Origin of the sequence: Dyella nitratireducens (assembly GCF_014642835.1) — a bacterium.
In the GTDB taxonomy this organism is placed as follows: Bacteria; Pseudomonadota; Gammaproteobacteria; order Xanthomonadales; family Rhodanobacteraceae; genus Dyella_B; species Dyella_B nitratireducens.
On record NZ_BMJA01000001.1, the window covers coordinates 1105282 to 1123322 of the forward strand.

The following is an 18041-nucleotide window of genomic DNA, read 5'->3' on the forward strand; positions in this document are numbered from 1 at the left end:
CTCAAAGCGTGCGTGAAAAGAGCGGTATTGTATCGACCGCTCGGAGGTTGGGTCAAGCCGCCCGTTCAGGCCTGCTGGAGGGCACCCAGGGCTCGCTGCACCATGGCCGCGAACTTGAGCTGATCCAGCTCCAATACCACATTGGCCTGAGCATGCCGGCCTAACCGATCGCCCCAATCGACCACCGTGGCACCGCGAGTCAAGCGGCCATCCAACTCCACGCCCACCCAGCGTTGCGCGCTGCGCACCACCACCGACGGGTCAATGGCGACGGCCATCGCAAGCGCATCAGCAGCAATAATGCCCCGGCGTCCGCGCCTGCTATTAGTCTCACGAGCCACTTGGAAAACACGGCCAAAGAACTGAGCCCGATGGTCGCCCGCCGCCAGCCATTGGTCGAATTCGTCCTCATCGAAGGCATGCCGCAGGGTCAGTTCCCAGTCGACCAGATCGAAATCAGGAAAACCCTCGAACACCACGTGTGCTGCTTCCGGGTCGAAGCCGACATTGAATTCGGCAGGCACCCGACCAGTGTTGCCATGCCCGGTGACCGCGCCGCCCATCACCACCAAGCGCTTCACGCGCTGCGGCAAGGAGGGATCCAATCGCAACGCCAGCGCAAGGTTAGTGAGCGGCGCCAGCGCTACCAGCGTGATCTCGCCCGGATGCTCGCGTGTCAGGCGAAGTATCGCCAGCGCAGCGTGCTCGTCCATCGTTGCAACCTTGGGCTCGGGAAAACCAACATCGCCCAAACCATCATGACCATGCACGAATGCCGCATCTTCCTCGGGCAAGTGCACCAGAGGCGTCGGACAACCGGCAAACACCGGCGTGGATGCACCCACCAGATCCACCAGCGTACGTGCATTGCGCGTGGTGTGCGCAAGACCGACATTGCCGGCAGCAATGCTAAGGCCAAGTACGTCGGCGTGAGCATGCGCCATCAGGATGGCAAGGGCATCGTCTACGCCGGGATCAGTATCAATGAGCAACTGTGGCTTGGTCATCGTCATGCCATTGAAGTTGAGCTGTGCATCCTGCTCAAGCTACCTGCTTCTCAAGCGCCTGCATAGCGTGCCGCACCGCCGATCCAGCGCTCGATCAAACGCGCGGCGCGCTCGGGTTGATGCGCCAGCATGTATTCGCCCACCTGCTGCACTGCCGGCAACAAATGTGCATCACGTGCCAGATCGGCCATGCGAAAACTGAGTTGCCCTGTCTGGCGAGTGCCCAGTACTTCGCCAGGGCCGCGCAGTTCCAGATCTTTCTCGGCGATACGAAAACCATCGTTGGTTTCGCGCATCACCTGCAGGCGCTCGCGCGCAAGCTGCCCGAGTGGCGGTTGATAAAGCAGTACGCAATTGGAAGCCAACGCGCCACGCCCCACCCTCCCGCGCAACTGATGCAATTGCGACAGACCAAGGCGCTCGCTGTTCTCGATCACCATCAGGCTGGCATTAGGCACGTCCACACCCACCTCGATGACGGTAGTGGCCACCAGCACCGACAATTCGCCGGCCTTGAATGCGTCCATCGCCACCTGCTTTTCTTTCGGTTTCATGCGCCCATGAATCAAGCCCACTCGGAGTTCGGTCAGAGCGTGCGAAAGTTCCGCATGCGCCGCTTCCGCAGCCTGCGCACGCAATTGTTCGGACTCTTCGATCAGCGTGCATACCCAGTAAGCCTGTCGCCCTTCCATGCAAGCCGCACGAATGCGTTCGATGACTTCGATACGCCGCGCATTGGAAATCGCAATCGTCTGCACCGGCGTGCGACCCGGTGGCAGTTCATCGATAGCGGAAATATCCAGGTCAGCGTAAGCGCTCATTGCGAGAGTGCGCGGAATCGGGGTTGCCGTAAGCACGAGTTGATGCGGCACCCAGTCGCCTTCCAATCCTTTGTCGCGCAAAGCCAGGCGCTGCTGTACGCCGAAGCGATGTTGTTCGTCGACGATCACCAGGCCAAGCTGTGCAAACGCCACACCCTCTTGCATCAAGGCATGCGTGCCGATCACGATCGGCGCACCTGCAGCCACGCGTTGCATCGCCTGCTGGCGCGCCTTGCCCTGCTGTTTGCCGGCCAGCCATTCGACATGGATACCCAACGGCTCCAGCCAATGGCGGAAGTTGCGCAGATGTTGTTCCGCCAGCAGCTCTGTCGGTGCCATCAACGCGACCTGGTAGCCGGCCTCGACAGCAGCCAATGCCGCCGCGCAAGCCACCGCTGTCTTGCCGGAACCAACATCACCCTGCACCAGACGCAACATGGGGCGTGGTTGCGAGATATCCGCCGTGATGTCCTGGATGACGCGCTGTTGCGCTTTCGTCAACTGAAATGGTAATGATGTCAGCCAGCGATGCCGCAACGTCCCATCACCGCCCAACACAGGTGCGCGCCGCTCGCGCACTGCTGCGCGCAAACGCTTCAGGCTCATGTGCTGAGTGAGCAACTCCTCAAAAGCCAGGCGCTGCTGTGCGGGATGACGCCCCTGGATCAACTGATCCATGCGCGCGTCGGGCGGCGGCCGATGCACGTACAACAACGCTTCGCGCAGCGACGTCAATCCGAATTTCGCGCACAGCTTGGGCGGAATCAGTTCCAGTTCCGCATCGGCAGGGAGCCGCTGTAGCGCCTTGTCGATAATGCTACCCAAGCGCTTTTGCCCTAGCCCCTCGGTGGCGGGATAGACGGGCGTGAGCCGCTCATCCAGCGCGACAGGCGCCTCCTCCGTCAAGCGGCGATATTGTGGATGCACCATCTCCAGACTGCCGTTGCCTTGGCGTACTTCGCCATAGCAAAGCAGACGTGTGCCCACCTGGAATTGCTCTGCCTGCGCGCGATTGAAATGGAAGAAGCGCAGCAGCAAGGTGTGCATCACCCCGTCGCCGACTGCCACCTTCAATTGTGGTCGATAGCGGAAGCCTTTCTCGACCGCCTCCACCGTGCCAACGACTTGCGCACGCATACCCGGATGTAAGTCCGCCAGCGGGGTGAGATGCGTGCGGTCTTCATAGCGCAGCGGCAGATGAAACCACAGATCCTGCACGCAATGCAGACCCAGCCGTGTGAACGACTCGAGCAGAGCCGGGCCGACACCACCGAGGGCCGTCGCTGGCAACTTGCCCGGATCGTCGGTCGCCACTATGGCAGGTTGAGGTTTTGGGGCAGCCATTCCTGCAAGACTAACCGAGCACACCCACGTAGCGCATATAGACTGCCGACGAATGCTGTCAGCAGTCTGCGTGCAGATGGATCAGTCCAGCACCATGACGGCGTCCACTTCTACCTGTGCCCCCTTGGGCAGGCCAGCAACCTCGATGGTGGAACGCGCCGGATACGGCGGCTGGAAGTATTCATTCATGACTGCGTTGACGGCCGTGAAGTTAGCCAGATCGGTGACGTAGATGCCCACACGCACGATCTGCTCGAACGAACCACCGGCGGCTTCCGCCACAGCCTTGAGATTGTCGAACACGCGACGGGTCTGCGTGCTGATGTCACCTTCCACCAGGATGCCGCTGGACGGGTCGAGCGGAATCTGGCCAGAGAAATAAACAGTGTTGCCGGCGCGTACGGCTTGCGAGTACGGACCAATGGCGGCTGGTGCTTTGTCAGTGGCAATGATGGTGCGGGGCATGGGGATCATCCGTTCGAAGCGAAAACGGAAGTGTAGCGAGAGAATGGCGCGCTACAACGGATACCGATACGCTCCACTCACCACCCCCGTCCGCCGCACGCGCCGAATGACCTCGGCCAGATGCTTACGGTTCTTCACTTCGATGGTGAAGATCAGCGTGGCAGCGGAGGTATCGCGCTCGACGTATTCCACATTTTCGATGTTGGAATCCGCGGCGGCGATCGCCGCCGCCACCGTGGCGAGCACGCCGGGCCGATTGATCACTTCGATGCGCAGCTCGGCACGGTAATCGCCCTGTACGTCGCGATCCCATTCGATGTCCACGCAACGTTCGGGTGTGGATTTGCGCAGCTCGGCCATGTTTGGGCACTCGGTGCGGTGCACGACGATGCCCTTACCCGGTGACAGGTAGCCAACGATCTCGTCGCCCGGCAGCGGATGGCAGCAATTGGCAAAGCTCAATACACCGCGCTCGGCGCCAGTGATATGGATCTTCTCCGTGGGATGCGTCAGCGGTGCGCCACGTACGGACGTGCCACGCGATGTCACCAACTGGCTAGCGACCTGATCAGGCATGCGGTTGCCGAGTGCGATGTCTGCGAGCAGCTCTTCCAGTCGCTTGAGCTTGGATTTGTGCAGGAATTTTTCCAGCGCCTCCGGCTGGATGGCATCCAGGCTGGTGCCCAGCGCATCAAGCGCGCGATCGAGCATGCGATGACCGAAGTCCACCGCATCCTCATGCTGGAGATGCTTCAGGTATTGGCGGATTGCAGTACGCGCCTTACCGGTAACCACGAATTCCAGCCAGGCCGGATTGGGGACCGCCGAAGGCGCCGTGATGATCTCGACCAGTTGCCCCGACTCCAATCGTGCGCGCAGCGGCAACAGCTTCTTGTCCACACGTGCTGCCACCGCGTGATCGCCCACGTCAGTATGCACAGCATAGGCAAAATCCAGCGCCGTGGCATTGCGGGGCAGCGAGAGAATATCGCCGCGCGGCGTGAACAAATAGGTTTCATCGGGGAACAAGTCGATCTTGACGTTCTCGATGAACTCCGCCGCGGAAGGTGTGTTCGCCTGGCTGTCGGCCAATGCAGAAAGCCATTCGCGCGCACGCGCTTGCGCACTGTTCGCAGGGCCGCTTTCCGTCTTGTATGCCCAATGCGCCGCCACGCCACGCTCAGCCACCGAGTCCATTTCCTCGGTGCGGATCTGCACTTCGATCGGTGCACCGAACGGCCCAAGCAGGACGGTGTGCAGCGATTGGTAACCGTTGGCCTTGGGGATCGCGATGAAGTCCTTGAAGCGGCGATCGACCGGCTTGTACAAAGCATGCACTACGCCCAGCGCCATGTAGCAACTCATCGCTGTGTCGGTTACGACGCGGAAACCATACACGTCCATGAGCTGCGCGAAGCTCTTATGCTCGTTGCGCATCTTGGAGTAGATGCTCCACGGGGACTTGATACGCCCAACCACACGCACCGGAATGCGTTCCTCAACCAACCGCGCGGTGAGTGCCCCTTCGATGCGGCTCATCGCCTCGCGGCGGTTGCCTAGCGCCGCACGGATGCGTTCGCTGATGACACGGTAGCGATCGGGATGCATCGCACGGAAGCCCAGATCCTGCAGCTCCGCCTTGATCTTGTTCATGCCAAGGCGCTGTGCGATGGGGGCGTAGATTTCCAAGGTCTCGCGCGCGATACGGCGGCGCGATGGAGGATCTTTTGCGCCGAGCGTGCGCATGTTGTGCAAGCGATCGGCCAGTTTGATCAGGATCACGCGCAAATCGCGAGCCATCGCCAGAAGCATCTTGCGGAAGCTTTCCGCATCGGCCTCCTGGCGGCTGGAAAAGCGCATCTTGTCCAGTTTGGTGACGCCGTCGACCAATTCCGCGACCGGCTCGCCGAACTCACCAGCCAATTCGGGGCGCGTGAGCTCGGTGTCTTCCAGCGTGTCATGCAGGATCGCCGCGATGATGGTTTCCGCATCCATGCCGAACTCGGCCAGGATGCCGGCCACGGCAATGGGATGGGTGATGTACGGCTCGCCGCTCTTGCGTGTCTGCCCTTCGTGCGCCACCGCGCCTACCTGATAGGCGCGCACCACACGGGCTACCTGCTGCTCGGGCAGGTAGGCAAGGCGTTCTTTCAATGCCAACACGTAGGGTGGCAATGCGGACGTATCCTGGGAATCCGGATGCGTGGCCGCGGTCGTCATGGAGTCACGACGCCCGTTCAGGCGGTCGCCTCACTGCAAAGTCTGAGAGAAAGGATAGGGGGGCGCGACGCGAAACTTGCCGATCCGGTGCAACCGGCTCGACATTTACTGCACCGTCGACAGCCGCCGCCATCCATCAATCGTCTCCGCCTTTGGAGAGATCGTCGTCCACTTCCTGCGCCGCCCATTCCAGGGCCTCGCGTTCTGCGCGTTCGCGCTCGGCACGGTCGATCTCGTCGATGGTGACCTGGTCGATCCGGCGATCGGCGATTTCACGCAGCGCCAACACGGTGGGCTTATCGTTATCGGGATTGACGGCCGGTTCGGCGCCATTAGCGAGCTGGCGAGCGCGTTTGGTCGCCATCAAAACCAGTTCGAAACGGTTGTTGACCACCTCGAGGCAGTCTTCCACGGTGATACGGGCCATGGGAAATCCTTGAACTATAAAAACTTATACGGCCTTGTAGTTTATCGACCGGTTACCCGGCTGGCAACGCGACAGGCTCGCAGGCATGGCGAACAAGCTCTATTATGCCCGGCCGTCGCACGCCAGCTCGAAACCATGCTGCAATACGTGCACAATATAGAACTAGAAAGTACACATATAATTTCCCCAACCTTTTGCAGCGGACTCCCTCTCGATGCCTTCCCTGCCCCGTCTTGCCGCACTAAGCCGTCTCGCGCCCGCCATCGCCATGCTTGCCCTGCTGGCAGGTTGCGCCATCGCTCCGCCTCGTACCGATGACCCGCTGGAGAAGTTCAACCGTAAGAGCTACGCCTTCAACATGGCGCTGGACAAGCACGTGCTGCGTCCGGTGGCCGTGGGCTACACCAAGGTCACGCCCAAGCCCGTACAGACCTCGGTCAGCAACTTCTTTACCAATATCAAGCTGCCGATCAGCATCGCCAACAATTTGCTGCAGGCCCGTCCTAGCGACGCGATGACCGACACCGGACGCTTCCTGATCAATATGACCGTTGGCGTGGCCGGCTTCTTCGATCCGGCCACGAAAATGCAGATCCCGATCAAGGAGACCGATTTCGGCATCACCCTGGCCCGCTGGGGTGTCCCGGAGGGCGACTTCCTGATGATCCCGCTGCTAGGTCCGTCCACCTTCCGCGACGTGTGGCAGTACCCGGTGGACGGCTACCTGTTTGACCCGATCAGCTACTTCGAGCGCAATCATCAGTTCCATTGGGGCCAGTACTACATCCCCGAAGTGGTCTATTTCATCCAGATGCGCGCCCAGTTGCTCGATGCCGACAGCTTCCTGCAGACGGCCTATGACCCCTACGCCTTCGTGCGTGATGCCTGGCGCCAGAACCGCCTGAACAAGATCTATGACGGCAACCCGCCCGCAGATGTGATGCTGAAGCTGCAGCAGGGCCAAGGCTCCAACAACCAGGATCAGAATTTCGATCCCTCTGAGTTGCTGAAAGAACAACAGCAATGGGAACAGAAGCAGAAGCAGCAGAACAATTCGGGTAACCCGTCCGGCGGCTAAGCTGGTATTGAGATCCCCCGATCTGGTTCGTGGGATCTCAATCAAACATGACAAAAAACGGGGCTTCCATGAGCCCCGTTTTTTTGTCCATGTTTTTTGATACGCCTATCAGTGCAACAGCGGATCCACGCCACAAACCTGGGCAAGCGCCTGCATACCTGCTGGCACGTGGCTTACGGTCACACGACGACCACCCTGATCAGCTTCCGATAACGCAGCCAGCACACAAGCCAAGCCAGCACTGTCGCAACTATCTACACCGCCAAGGTCCAGCGTATGCCGATCGTCCTTTGCGAAGGCGCTTCGCATCGCCGCGAGCGCACTCACGGCAGTGGCGAAGTTCAGCGTGCCGGACACGGCAACCGTGTCCGGCACGTCGGTGGATACTCGAAACTCGCCGGATTTAGTCGGCGCCATTGGGCTTATTGCCTTTGTTTTCCTGATCCATCTGCTGCAACGCCTTGTCACCCTGCGTTTCCAGGTCGGCGGTCAGCTTGTCGAGACCTTCCTTCTTGATCTCGGCATCTACCTGGTTGCGATAGTTCGTGATGTAGGAGATGCCTTCAATGATGATGTCATAGGCCTTCCACTGACCATCGGCGGTCTGGTGGAACACGAAGTTCACCGCGATGGGCTTGTTGTCGCTGGTGCTCATCTGCGTCTTCACGACCGTGTACTTCGGATTGACGTCACCGGCGAACGGCAGGATTTTCACCGTACCCTTCGTATAGCCGAGCAGGCCTTCCGCGTAGCGATTGGTCAGCGAGTTGTAGAAGGCCTTGGCGAAGCGCGAGCGCTGTTCGGGCGTCGCTTCACGCGCATGCATGCCCAGCACCAGGATTGACGCCCAGTCGGTATCGAAGTGCGGCAGGAAGATTTGGTTGATCAACGAAACCAGCTTCGGCTTGTTGTTCTGCAATTCCGCCTTATGGTCGGCAATCTGCGTATCAAGCTGATGAGTAATGTCCTCCACAACGGCCTGTGGCGACGATGCGCTGGACGACTGTGCGCTGGATGCACTCTGCGCGAAAGCCGGTGCGGCGATCACGACGCTGCCCAGAGCAAGGGCGGTGGCAATGGCCAGATGACGCAACATGGATGACTCCTCGTAAAGCCGGCTCAATGCTTGCCGGCGGGCTGATTGGATGAACCGTTACCGTTGCCACCGGCATTGTTGCTGCCGCTGGACGAACCGCTGACCAGGAACTTGCCGATCAAATCTTCCAACTGCATCGCCGATTGGGTCAGCACGAGCTGGTCGCCTTCCTTGAGCGAATTCGGCGAGCCGCCGGGCTGGATCGCAACATACTGGCTACCGATCAAACCACTGGTGAATATCGCTGCGGCCGAGTCGTCGGGAATCTGGTTGTATCGGTTGTTGATGGACATCGTGACGGTGGCGTCCAGCTTCACCGGGTCGGCCTTCACGTCGGACACACTGCCGATGGCCACGCCCGCCATCTTCACCGGCGCACCGACCGTCAGCGCGCCTATGTTGGTGAAGTGCGCAGTGACCTTGTAGCTGCCGCCGATAGCATCGGCCGCACCGCCCGCGCCGAAGAATTTACCCAGCATTTCCTCCAACGGTTGCGTCGACCTGGTCAGCACCAGCTGCGCGCCATTGGCCAGATAGTTCTTGGCCGTACCGAACTGCAGGCCCACGTACTGATCGCCTAGCAAGCCGCTGGTATAGATCACCGCGGTCGAGTCGGTGGGAATTTGATTGAATTTCTTATCAATCGAAAGCTTGACGTCTGCCACGTCCTTGCCCGCTTCCAGCGTGATCGACTCCACTTGACCCACACGCACGCCTGCCACCTTCACCGGTGCGCGTTCTTTCAACTGGCCCACGTTCGCGAATTGCGCATCGACGGTGTAGCTCGCACCCTGGTGGCTGTTGACCACCGAGGTTGTCTGTGTTGCAAGGTAAGCCAGCGCAGCGAAACCGAGCACGATGAACAGACCGGTGCCGACGGCATAGGATTTTCTCTGGCTCACGGCAAAGTCCTCAAAAAAAAGCAATTAGTCATGATCGTCACATCAAGAAAGCGGTGAGCACGAAGTCCAGCGCGAGAATGGCAATCGACGAAGCGACCACGGTGCGCGTGGTGGCATACGCCACGCCTTCGCTGGTCGGCGCCGTGGTGTAGCCCTGGAACACGGCGATCAGCGATATCACCGCACCGAACACCAGGCTCTTCCAGATCAAGCCGTTGATCACGTCATCCCACACGTTCACGTTGGCAGTCATGTTCGACCAGAACGTACCGTTGTCGACGCCCAGCCAATCCACAGCGACCAGATGACCACCAAAGATACTCATCCCGCAGAACACGCAGCACAGCAGCGGCATGGCGATCAGGCCAGCAAGAAAGCGCGGCACGGCCACATAGGCGATCGGATCCACCGCCATCATTTCCATCGCCGCAATCTGGTCGGTCGCACGCATCAGGCCAATTTCCGCCGTGATCGACGTGCCGGCACGGCCCGCGAACAGTAGCCCGGTCACTACCGGCCCCAGCTCGCGATACACCGCCAGCGCTACCACTGAGCCAGTGGCCGAGGTGCCGCCAAAAATGGCCAGTACGTGATACAGCTGCAAGCCCAGCACCATGCCTACGAACAGTCCGCAAGTCATGATGATGGTGAGACTCAAGCCACCGACAAACCATAACTGGCGCACCGTCTCCGTCAGGTGCCGCATGCTGCGCGGTGTCGCGGAAAGTATGCGCAGCAGGAACAAACCGCAGCGGCCGATCTGAGCCAGCGATCCCATCACGACGTTTTCATGCCCCATCCGCGCACTCATGCAGCACCTTGCTTGAAACCGAGGGCCTCTGCGTAATCGTCGGCCGGATACTGGAACGGCACCGGGCCGTCCGCTTCGCCGCCAAAGAATTGGCTTGTCCATGGCGAGCCGTTGTCAGCGATGGACTTGGGATCACCCTGCGCCACCACCTTGCCGTTGGCGATCAGGTAGACCAGATCAGCGACCTGTTTGATCGCCTCCAATTCATGCGCTACCAGCACGCTGGTAATGCCTAGCGTTTCATTAAGCGTACGGATCAGCTTCAACACCTGGTTCAGCGCGATCGGGTCCAAGCCAACGAACGGCTCGTCATAAAGAATCAGCATGGGATCGAACACGATCGCGCGCGCCAGCGCCACACGGCGCGCCATGCCGCCGGAAAGCTCGCTGGGCATCAGCGATGACGCGCCACGCAAGCCCACCGCCTGCAGCTTGGTGAGCACGATATTACGGATCAGCACCTCGGGCAGCTTGGTGTGCTGGCGCAACGGAAACGCCACGTTTTCGAATACATCGAAGTCCGTGAGCAACGCGGAATTCTGGAACAGGTAACCAATGCGCTCACGCAACTCGAACAAAGCATCGCGCGACAACTCTGCCACGTTCTTTCCAGCCACCCAGACCTGGCCGGCGTCGCCGCGCATCTGCCCGGTAATGTGCTTGAGCAAGGTGGTCTTGCCGGTGCCGCTGGGGCCCATGATGGCGGTAACTTTGCCGCGCGGGATGTCCAGGTCCAGCTTGTCGAACACGACCTTGCCGTTGAGCACCGTGGTCAGGCCACGGATGCGCACCAGCGCGCGATCGTCGGATTGAGCTTGGACAGTATCGATCATGGCCAGGGGGACGGCAGCAAAGTGGAAACGTTAGCTGAACTGGGGGCCTAATGCTATCCGGACCAGTACAGTAATCCTGAGCGAACGTTCAGGTTTCTGTTAAAAGTTCATGGATCAAGCTTTCGTGACGCTGACACTGCAAAGCGCTGCGCTGGCGCACTGCCCGAACGATGGCCTGGAGGCTGTCCAACGCGTCCTCGAACAGGTCGTTGACGATGATGTAATCGAACTCGTGGGCATGCGCGATCTCCCCTCGGGAATTGCGCAACCGCCGTTCGATGACTTCCGCGCTATCCGATCCTCGTCCACGCAGCCGCCGCTCCAGCTCCGCCCGTGACGGCGGCAGGATGAACACGCTCACCACATCCGGCTTGGCCTTACGTATTTGCGCAGCTCCTTGCCAGTCGATCTCCAGCAGAACATCGCGCCCCTGCTGAAGCAAATCCTGCACGGTCTTGCGCGAAGTGCCATAGAAATTACCGTGCACTTCGGCGTGCTCAAGGAAAATGCCTTCGCCGACCTCGCGCTCGAACTCGACCCGTTCGACGAAGTAATAGTGACGTCCATACTGCTCACCTGGACGCGGCGGACGCGTGGTATGGGAAATCGATAGCGAGATGCTCGGCTCACGTTCGAGCAGCGCGTTCACCAACGTCGACTTCCCGGCGCCAGAAGGCGCAGCAACGATGAACAGCGTGCCTTCGGCGCCTCCCGCACTAGAGGTATGCGTGCTCATTCGATGTTCTGCACCTGTTCGCGCATCTGCTCGATCAGCACTTTCAATTCCACGGCCGCATTGGTGGTGCGTGCATCGACCGACTTGGAACCCAGCGTATTCGCCTCGCGGTTGAACTCCTGCATCAGGAAATCCAGGCGTCGACCCACCGGTTCCTTCAAGCCGAGCACACGGCGCGTTTCCACGATATGCGTACTCAGCCGATCGAGTTCCTCGTCCACGTCGGAACGCGTCACCTGCAACACCAGCTCCTGTTCCAATCGACCTGGGTCGGTCGGCTGCTTCAGATCGGCGAGGCGTGATTCAAGCCGGGTGCGCAAGGCAGCACGGATCTCCGGCATCCAGCCACGGACGTCACCCACGATGCGCTCGATCGCATCCAGACGCTCACGCAGGATGTCGCCAAGCTTGGCCCCTTCGCGCTCGCGTGTGGCAGTCAGCGCATCCAAGGCGCGGTCGAGCACTTCCAGCAGAGCGGCCTGCTGCGCCTCCTGATCCGCTTCCGCATGTTGCAGCACGCCCGGGAAACGCAGCAGATCGGTAAATTCGATCCGCATGCGTGGGAAGCGCGCTTCCATATCGAGCGCCAGTTCGGACAAACGGCTGACAAGTACGTTGTCGACCTGCAGCGATTCGCCACGCGATTCACCGCGCCGCACGATCACATCCACCTTGCCGCGCGACAACCGGCCCGCCATCCGCTCACGCAATGCGGATTCGAATACACGCATGTCTTCCGGCAGCCGCGGGCTGAGTTCCAGGTAGCGATGATTGACCGCGCGCAATTCGCACGTCAGAGCTCCCGCGGGGGTCTGGGCTTCGGCAGAAGCATAAGCGGTCATGCTGCGGATCATGGAAAACCTTGGAGAGAAGGTGATGGGGAGGGGGTGATGAAAGGGGCCAATGGTAAACTGTCCTGCCTCCCGTTGCCCAAAGAACACACATGCCAGTGTCCCGTCCAAGCGGTCGCACCAGTGATCAGTTGCGCCAAGTCACCATCGAGCGCCACTACACTCGCCATGCCGAAGGCTCCGTGCTGATCGCCTTTGGCGATACGCGCGTGCTGTGTACTGCCAGCATCGAGGATCGCCTGCCGCCCTGGCTGCGCGGCAAAGGTGAGGGCTGGGTCACCGCCGAGTACGGCATGCTGCCGCGCGCCACCTCCACGCGCACCCAGCGCGAAGCCACGCGCGGCAGCCAGGGCGGGCGCACCATGGAAATCCAGCGCCTGATCGGGCGCAGCCTGCGTGCCTGCATCGATCGCCAGTCATTGGGTGAACGCGTGATCACCCTGGACTGCGATGTGATCCAGGCCGACGGCGGCACGCGTACCGCCGCCATCACCGGTGCCTACGTTGCGCTGGTCGATGCGGTGAACGTATTGATGAAACGCGAAAACCTACGGCGCAATCCCATCATGGGTGCCGTGGCCGCTGTATCGGTGGGCGTCTATCAGGGCGAGCCGGTGCTCGATCTAGACTACAGCGAAGACGCCAACTGCGATACCGACATGAACGTCGTCATGAACGACGGCGGCGGTTTCATCGAAGTGCAAGGCACGGCCGAAGGCCACGCATTTCGGCGCGGCGAGATGGACGCCATGCTGGACCTGGCCGAAAAAGGCATCGCCGAACTGATCGGCCTGCAGCGTGCAGCATTGGACCTGGGCTGAGTGCTTGCCATGCAGCGCATCGTTCTCGCCAGCAGCAACCGCGGCAAGCTTGCCGAGTTCAACACCTTGCTCGCCGACAGCCACTTCGAAGTGATTCCCCAAGCTGAACTGGGCGTGGAGGATGCCGAGGAAACCGGCCTCAGTTTCGTCGAAAACGCGCTGCTCAAGGCGCGTCATGCTTCGCACATCACCGGCTTGCCGGCGCTGGCAGATGATTCCGGATTGTGTGTGGCCCACCTACGCGGCGCACCGGGCCTCTACTCTGCACGCTACAGCGGCGGACATGGCAACGCGGAAGCCAATAACGCACGCCTGCTGCGCGAACTTGATGGCGTCGCGCAAGAACAACGCCATGCGTTCTTTATCTGCGTACTCGCATTGCTGTGGCATGCCGAAGATCCCGCACCACTGATTGCCGAAGGCCGCTGGCATGGTCGCGTATTGGACACGCCGCGCGGCGCGCGTGGCTTCGGCTATGACCCGCTTTTTTTACCGCATGGCCAGTCACTGAGCGCCGCCGAACTGGAACCCGACGTCAAAAACAGGCTGAGTCACCGCGGACAGGCCATGGCAAAACTGCACACTCGCATCGCTGAGCTACACACGTGACATGACATTGATCGCACCACCGCTGGCGCTGTACGTCCACATGCCGTGGTGCGTAAAAAAATGCCCTTATTGCGACTTCAATTCGCATGGCCTACGCGGCGAACCGCCTTACGCGCAATACGTGGATGCGTTGCTCGCCGACCTGGATGCCGATCTGCATGACTTCGGCAGTGCGCTGCAGAATCGGCCCATCATCAGCGTGTTCTTCGGCGGCGGCACGCCCAGCCTGTTCTCGCCCGACCTCGTTGCGCGTTTTCTCGATGGCGCGCGTTCGCGCCTGCAAGTCCTTGATAGCTGCGAGGTCACGCTGGAAACCAATCCAGGCACGGTTGAACATGGACGCTTCGACGGCTACCTCGCCGCGGGCGTCAATCGCATTTCCTTCGGCATCCAGAGTTTCGACGACACCAAGCTAAAGCGTCTGGGCCGCATCCATTCTTCTGCGGAAGCGGAAACCGCAGTGAAATCGGCACAGGATGCAGGCATCCACAACATCAATCTCGATCTGATGTACGCCTTGCCGGAACAGACGTTATCCGGTGCTTTGAACGACGTGGATCGCGCAGCGGCACTGCAGCCGGCGCATATCTCTCACTACCAACTCACGCTGGAACCCAACACCGTGTTTGCCGCACATCCGCCGCCGCTGCCTGACGACGATGCTGCCTGGGCCATGCAGGAAGCCTGCGAAACGCGGCTTGCCGAGGCCGGTTATACGCAATATGAAGTGTCCGCCTATGCCAGACCCAGCCGGTGCTGCGAACACAACCTCAATTATTGGCGTTTCGGCGACTACCTCGGCATCGGCGCCGGCGCTCACGGCAAGATCAGCGATGCCGCGTCCGGCGAGGTATGGCGCCGCTGGAAAATCCGCCACCCCAACGCCTACCTCGAAGCCACCGGCCAGCCAGCCCGCATCGGCGGCCACTCGACCGTGCCGGCCGATGAGTTGCCGTTCGAATACATGCTCAACGCCCTGCGCCTTATCCATGGCGTACCTCTAGGCGAATTTGCCGCGCGCACCGGATTGCCGATAGAGCGGATCGCCGAACCCCTCGCAGCCAGTCGCCGCAAGGGCTGGCTGGAAGACAACCCGGATTGCTTGCGCACCACCCCCCTGGGCCAGCGCTTTCTCAACGACGTGATAGGCAATTTTCTAGCATAGCCAAAAATGTGATACACATCACAAAACCCATGACGAGACCCCGGAACCGGCATACACTTGGCCCAGGGGAACTCATGGGGAATCCTGGTCATGGACGTCGAGCAGAGGGTCTATCCATCGTCTGCTGCCCCAGGTCGTCGCATCGACCTGGGCAGATTGCCCTTGCGCGCCCGCAAACTGATCGAAGCTGCTTGCACACTCTGCGATCATTGGGCAGAACCTACCCTGCGGTTATGCCTGGAACGTTTCGACAAGCGGCTGTACGAACAGGCAGAGCAATCCCGCAACCACCTGGAACAACAGCGTTGCTTCGATAGCCGGAACTTCGTGCAACACGGCCGCACGGCATTTATTCAATCGTTCTCGGCAAAGTTGCGCGAAAGTTTCGAGTGCCTGGGCGAGACGGATGACGATCAAACATCGCAGTCGCTCAGCCTGCAGTCGCTGACGCTGCTCGATCGCACCGAGCACGAGCTGACCGCGGCACTCGACAAGCTGGCGGCACGCAGCGAGGCACAGAACGGCCCGATCCTTTCCGAACTGTCGTATCGACTTGCCGTGCTGGTAGCCACACCACCGCTCGAAGGCAGGCAATTGCCATTAGGCCCGCAGAACATGGCGCGCATCCTGCGCATCGCCAGCGAGCCGATGAATCTGCCGCTCGAGCATCGCTTGCTGTTGCTGCAAGTCTTCGAAAGCAGTGTCGGCCGCACGCTGGTTTCGCTGTATGAAGGCATCAACGCCAAGCTGCTGGCCGACGGCATCTTGCCGCAACTGCGTGCCTTCACCGCGGCACGTGCCACCCATGGGCCCGCGCATGCTTCAGTGCAAGGTCCCACCCCCGCGCAGCCTGCAACGCCTGCTGATCCGGCCGAACGCAGCAACGAACCGATTGCTGTCCTGGAAACCTTGCGCGATCTGCTCACGCGGCAGCGCGTGGCAGCATCCGGCTCAGCGCAAGCCGCTGGCGCACGCACTGCCACGCCGGAGGAATTGCAGACAGCACTCGGCGCACTGCAACAGCACATGGTGCAGGTCACCGACCGCACCAGCCGCGAACTGCGTAGCGCGCAGCGCCTGCAGGAAGAGCTGCTGTACCAGCTCAACCTCAACGTTCCACCCGGCGCCGCGCACACGCAGTTGACGCCCGAACAGGGCGACACGGTAGAGCTGGTCGCCATGCTGTTCGAACAACTCTCGCAGCAACTGCACCACGGCCCGGATGCGCGCGCCCTGCTCGGCAATCTGCAGTTGCCACTCCTGCGGCTGGCCGTTGCCGATCGCGACTTCTTCAATCAGCAGGAGCATCCAGCACGCCAGTTGCTCGGCAAGCTCGCCGACACCATCGACACTTGGCTGGACGGACCGAACGGCGAAACCGATCAACAACTGCTCGCCAAGCTCAGCCACCTGGTGGATCGCGCCCAGCAGGAACCGCCGACAGCCGGGCTCTACACCAGCCTGCTGGCAGATATCGAACATCACCTGATGCAATTGGTGCGCAAATCGCAGGCAGCCGAACGCCGCCATGTGGAAGCCATGCAAGGCCGTGAAAAGCTGGAGCAGGCACGCCGGCGCGCCGACGAATTGATGGCCGAACGCTTCAGCCTTGCTTCGCCGCGCGGTTTGCTACGCACCTTGCTCGAGCGTGCGTGGACGGATGTGCTCGCGCTGACCTTGCTGCGTCATGACGAACACAGCGAAGCCTTCCTCCATCAGTTGCGTATCACCGATCAGCTGCTTGGCCAATTCCCCGTCAACGACCCATTGGCGTTACGCCAGGAAGTAGAAACCGGCTTGCAGCAAATCGGCATGCATCAAGATGAGGCCGAGCAGGTTGCGCAGCGCCTGATCAGCGCGCAAATGCCTGCTACCGTTTCGCCACTGCCTGCTCCACTGGAACCCCCGACAACCGCCGCGGCCGAACCCGTCACCGACAAAAAGCCCGAACAAGCGCCAGTGCCTACAACGGCTCCTCCGGTGGTGGAAGAAGCGAAGCCCCAGCCGCCTCCACGTGTCACCGAAGTGCCCAGTGCAACGGATCTGGCCATTCGGCTCAAACAGCGCCAGCGCTTGGGCGAGCACCGCAACGAGGAAGCGCCATCGTCCACGCACGCTGCCGTGGTACCGCCGCTCGGGCTGCGTGAGGCACGCATTCACAACCATCTTCGCCAACTGCCGTTCGGCACCTGGTTCGAGTTCACCGATCCGGCAACCGGCCGCGCCATGCAGCAAAAACTGGCCTGGTTCTCACCCCTGTCGGGCAACAGCCTGTTCGTGAATCGCCGCGGCCAACGCAGCGACGTGATGAACCTGCAAGAGCTGGCGCGTGCGATTGCCGAGGGTCGCGTGCGTGAATTGCCGCCGCAGCAGGAGAACCTGCTCGACCGCGCCTGGCATGCGCTGACCAACAGCCTGCTGCGTCCTGCACCGCTGCTGCCGGAGGCACGGTCATGAACGAACAGCGTCGCGCACCACGCAAACGGCCGAACTACATCGTCAACGTGACGGACATGATCACCGGCCAACCGCTGGGACAGCTGGGTAATCTCTCCAGCAACGGCATGCTCTTGATCAGCCAGCACTCGCCGCGCAGCGAAGCTGTCTATCAGGTAAGCCTGCCACTGCCTTCGCAGGACGCCACCATGCCGACCATCGAGGTGGGCATCCAGGAGCAATGGCACGAACCTGCCGCCACGCACGGACAGATTTGGTCTGGTTATCGGATCATTGCCATTGGCAGTACCGATGCGGCGCAACTGGAGCGGTGGTTACAGCAAGCCTGATCGGAGCGCATGAGTTGTGACTGCTCTATGCAGCTCTCCGCGCGCAGTTGTGCGGATTTTTTCTCATGC

The 18041-nt window shown here is 60.9% G+C and carries 18 protein-coding genes; 6 read left to right on the plus strand and 12 right to left on the minus strand.

Annotation, left to right across the window (positions count from 1 at the left end):
• Positions 1-65: 65 nt before the first annotated feature.
• The 5 genes from IEX75_RS05165 to rpoZ all read right to left on the minus strand — a co-directional run bounded on the left by IEX75_RS05165 (position 66) and on the right by rpoZ (position 6284).
• Positions 66-1007: a nucleoside hydrolase gene (locus IEX75_RS05165; RefSeq protein ID WP_188793151.1), complete on the minus strand. Its 942-nt coding sequence runs from the start codon at positions 1005-1007 to the stop codon at positions 66-68.
• 50 nt (positions 1008-1057) lie between these two features.
• Positions 1058-3172: an ATP-dependent DNA helicase RecG gene (gene recG / locus IEX75_RS05170; RefSeq protein WP_188793152.1), complete on the minus strand. Its 2115-nt coding sequence runs from the start codon at positions 3170-3172 to the stop codon at positions 1058-1060.
• An 81-nt stretch (positions 3173-3253) separates the two neighbouring features.
• Positions 3254-3637, minus strand: a complete 384-nt coding sequence (locus IEX75_RS05175; RefSeq protein WP_188793153.1) for a RidA family protein — start codon at positions 3635-3637, stop codon at positions 3254-3256.
• A gap of 51 nt (positions 3638-3688) precedes the next feature.
• Positions 3689-5878: a RelA/SpoT family protein gene (locus IEX75_RS05180; RefSeq protein WP_423373320.1), complete on the minus strand. Its 2190-nt coding sequence runs from the start codon at positions 5876-5878 to the stop codon at positions 3689-3691.
• 115 nt (positions 5879-5993) lie between these two features.
• Positions 5994-6284: a DNA-directed RNA polymerase subunit omega gene (rpoZ, locus tag IEX75_RS05185; protein WP_188793155.1), complete on the minus strand. Its 291-nt coding sequence runs from the start codon at positions 6282-6284 to the stop codon at positions 5994-5996.
• Between the two features lie 214 nt (positions 6285-6498).
• Here rpoZ and IEX75_RS05190 point away from each other — a divergent pair, with 214 nt between their 5' ends.
• A complete protein-coding gene (locus IEX75_RS05190; protein ID WP_188793156.1) occupies positions 6499-7362 on the plus strand; it encodes an MlaA family lipoprotein in 864 nt (287 codons plus the stop codon).
• A gap of 108 nt (positions 7363-7470) precedes the next feature.
• On the opposite strand, the gene IEX75_RS05195 is transcribed toward IEX75_RS05190, so the two are convergent.
• The 7 genes from IEX75_RS05195 to IEX75_RS05225 all read right to left on the minus strand — a co-directional run bounded on the left by IEX75_RS05195 (position 7471) and on the right by IEX75_RS05225 (position 12594).
• On the minus strand, positions 7471-7779 hold the full coding sequence (locus IEX75_RS05195; protein WP_188793157.1) for an STAS domain-containing protein: 309 nt from the start codon (positions 7777-7779) through the stop codon (positions 7471-7473).
• Positions 7766-8458 (minus strand): MlaC/ttg2D family ABC transporter substrate-binding protein, encoded by a 693-nt coding sequence (locus IEX75_RS05200; protein ID WP_188793158.1) that lies wholly within the window; start codon positions 8456-8458, stop codon positions 7766-7768. The genes IEX75_RS05195 and IEX75_RS05200 overlap by 14 nt, the downstream gene beginning before the upstream one ends.
• 23 nt (positions 8459-8481) lie before the next feature.
• Positions 8482-9360: an outer membrane lipid asymmetry maintenance protein MlaD gene (gene mlaD, locus IEX75_RS05205; RefSeq protein WP_188793159.1), complete on the minus strand. Its 879-nt coding sequence runs from the start codon at positions 9358-9360 to the stop codon at positions 8482-8484.
• 37 nt (positions 9361-9397) lie between these two features.
• Positions 9398-10171 carry a lipid asymmetry maintenance ABC transporter permease subunit MlaE gene (mlaE, locus tag IEX75_RS05210; RefSeq protein ID WP_188793160.1) on the minus strand — a complete coding sequence of 258 codons (774 nt, stop codon included), beginning with the start codon at positions 10169-10171 and terminating at the stop codon, positions 9398-9400.
• Positions 10168-11004 (minus strand): ABC transporter ATP-binding protein, encoded by an 837-nt coding sequence (locus IEX75_RS05215; RefSeq protein ID WP_188793161.1) that lies wholly within the window; start codon positions 11002-11004, stop codon positions 10168-10170. The genes mlaE and IEX75_RS05215 overlap by 4 nt, the downstream gene beginning before the upstream one ends.
• Before the next feature lie 88 nt (positions 11005-11092).
• The gene (gene gmk / locus IEX75_RS05220) at positions 11093-11740 is read right to left on the minus strand and encodes a guanylate kinase (RefSeq protein ID WP_188793162.1); all 648 of its coding nucleotides are present in this window, start codon (positions 11738-11740) and stop codon (positions 11093-11095) included.
• Positions 11737-12594, minus strand: a complete 858-nt coding sequence (locus IEX75_RS05225) for a YicC/YloC family endoribonuclease (protein WP_188793163.1) — start codon at positions 12592-12594, stop codon at positions 11737-11739. Before IEX75_RS05225 ends, gmk begins: the two co-directional genes overlap by 4 nt.
• A gap of 89 nt (positions 12595-12683) precedes the next feature.
• Here IEX75_RS05225 and rph point away from each other — a divergent pair, with 89 nt between their 5' ends.
• The 5 genes from rph (at position 12684) to IEX75_RS05250 (ending at position 17972) form a co-directional block, all read left to right on the plus strand.
• Positions 12684-13412 carry a ribonuclease PH gene (gene rph / locus IEX75_RS05230; protein WP_188793164.1) on the plus strand — a complete coding sequence of 243 codons (729 nt, stop codon included), beginning with the start codon at positions 12684-12686 and terminating at the stop codon, positions 13410-13412.
• Positions 13413-13421: 9 nt separating this feature from the next.
• Positions 13422-14021: an RdgB/HAM1 family non-canonical purine NTP pyrophosphatase gene (gene rdgB, locus IEX75_RS05235; RefSeq protein WP_188793165.1), complete on the plus strand. Its 600-nt coding sequence runs from the start codon at positions 13422-13424 to the stop codon at positions 14019-14021.
• Between the two features lies 1 nt (position 14022).
• A complete protein-coding gene (gene hemW, locus IEX75_RS05240; RefSeq protein ID WP_188793166.1) occupies positions 14023-15186 on the plus strand; it encodes a radical SAM family heme chaperone HemW in 1164 nt (387 codons plus the stop codon).
• Between the two features lie 90 nt (positions 15187-15276).
• Positions 15277-17643, plus strand: coding sequence for a DUF1631 family protein (locus tag IEX75_RS05245; protein WP_188793167.1), 2367 nt, complete (start codon positions 15277-15279; stop codon positions 17641-17643).
• Positions 17640-17972: a PilZ domain-containing protein gene (locus IEX75_RS05250; protein ID WP_188793168.1), complete on the plus strand. Its 333-nt coding sequence runs from the start codon at positions 17640-17642 to the stop codon at positions 17970-17972. Before IEX75_RS05245 ends, IEX75_RS05250 begins: the two co-directional genes overlap by 4 nt.
• Positions 17973-18041: the final 69 nt, after the last annotated feature.

Excerpts from the sequence above, each read along its gene's own strand:
- IEX75_RS05165 (WP_188793151.1), bottom strand. The coding sequence starts at position 1,007 with ATGACCAAGCCACAGTTGCTCATTGATACTGATCCCGGCGTAGACGAT.
- recG (WP_188793152.1), bottom strand. The coding sequence starts at position 3,172 with ATGGCTGCCCCAAAACCTCAACCTGCCATAGTGGCGACCGACGATCCG.
- IEX75_RS05175 (WP_188793153.1), bottom strand. The coding sequence starts at position 3,637 with ATGCCCCGCACCATCATTGCCACTGACAAAGCACCAGCCGCCATTGGT.
- rpoZ (WP_188793155.1), bottom strand. The coding sequence starts at position 6,284 with ATGGCCCGTATCACCGTGGAAGACTGCCTCGAGGTGGTCAACAACCGT.
- IEX75_RS05190 (WP_188793156.1), top strand. The coding sequence starts at position 6,499 with ATGCCTTCCCTGCCCCGTCTTGCCGCACTAAGCCGTCTCGCGCCCGCC.
- IEX75_RS05195 (WP_188793157.1), bottom strand. The coding sequence starts at position 7,779 with ATGGCGCCGACTAAATCCGGCGAGTTTCGAGTATCCACCGACGTGCCG.
- IEX75_RS05200 (WP_188793158.1), bottom strand. The coding sequence starts at position 8,458 with ATGTTGCGTCATCTGGCCATTGCCACCGCCCTTGCTCTGGGCAGCGTC.
- mlaE (WP_188793160.1), bottom strand. The coding sequence starts at position 10,171 with ATGAGTGCGCGGATGGGGCATGAAAACGTCGTGATGGGATCGCTGGCT.
- IEX75_RS05215 (WP_188793161.1), bottom strand. The coding sequence starts at position 11,004 with ATGATCGATACTGTCCAAGCTCAATCCGACGATCGCGCGCTGGTGCGC.
- gmk (WP_188793162.1), bottom strand. The coding sequence starts at position 11,740 with ATGAGCACGCATACCTCTAGTGCGGGAGGCGCCGAAGGCACGCTGTTC.
- IEX75_RS05225 (WP_188793163.1), bottom strand. The coding sequence starts at position 12,594 with ATGATCCGCAGCATGACCGCTTATGCTTCTGCCGAAGCCCAGACCCCC.
- rph (WP_188793164.1), top strand. The coding sequence starts at position 12,684 with ATGCCAGTGTCCCGTCCAAGCGGTCGCACCAGTGATCAGTTGCGCCAA.
- rdgB (WP_188793165.1), top strand. The coding sequence starts at position 13,422 with ATGCAGCGCATCGTTCTCGCCAGCAGCAACCGCGGCAAGCTTGCCGAG.
- hemW (WP_188793166.1), top strand. The coding sequence starts at position 14,023 with ATGACATTGATCGCACCACCGCTGGCGCTGTACGTCCACATGCCGTGG.
- IEX75_RS05245 (WP_188793167.1), top strand. The coding sequence starts at position 15,277 with ATGGACGTCGAGCAGAGGGTCTATCCATCGTCTGCTGCCCCAGGTCGT.
- IEX75_RS05250 (WP_188793168.1), top strand. The coding sequence starts at position 17,640 with ATGAACGAACAGCGTCGCGCACCACGCAAACGGCCGAACTACATCGTC.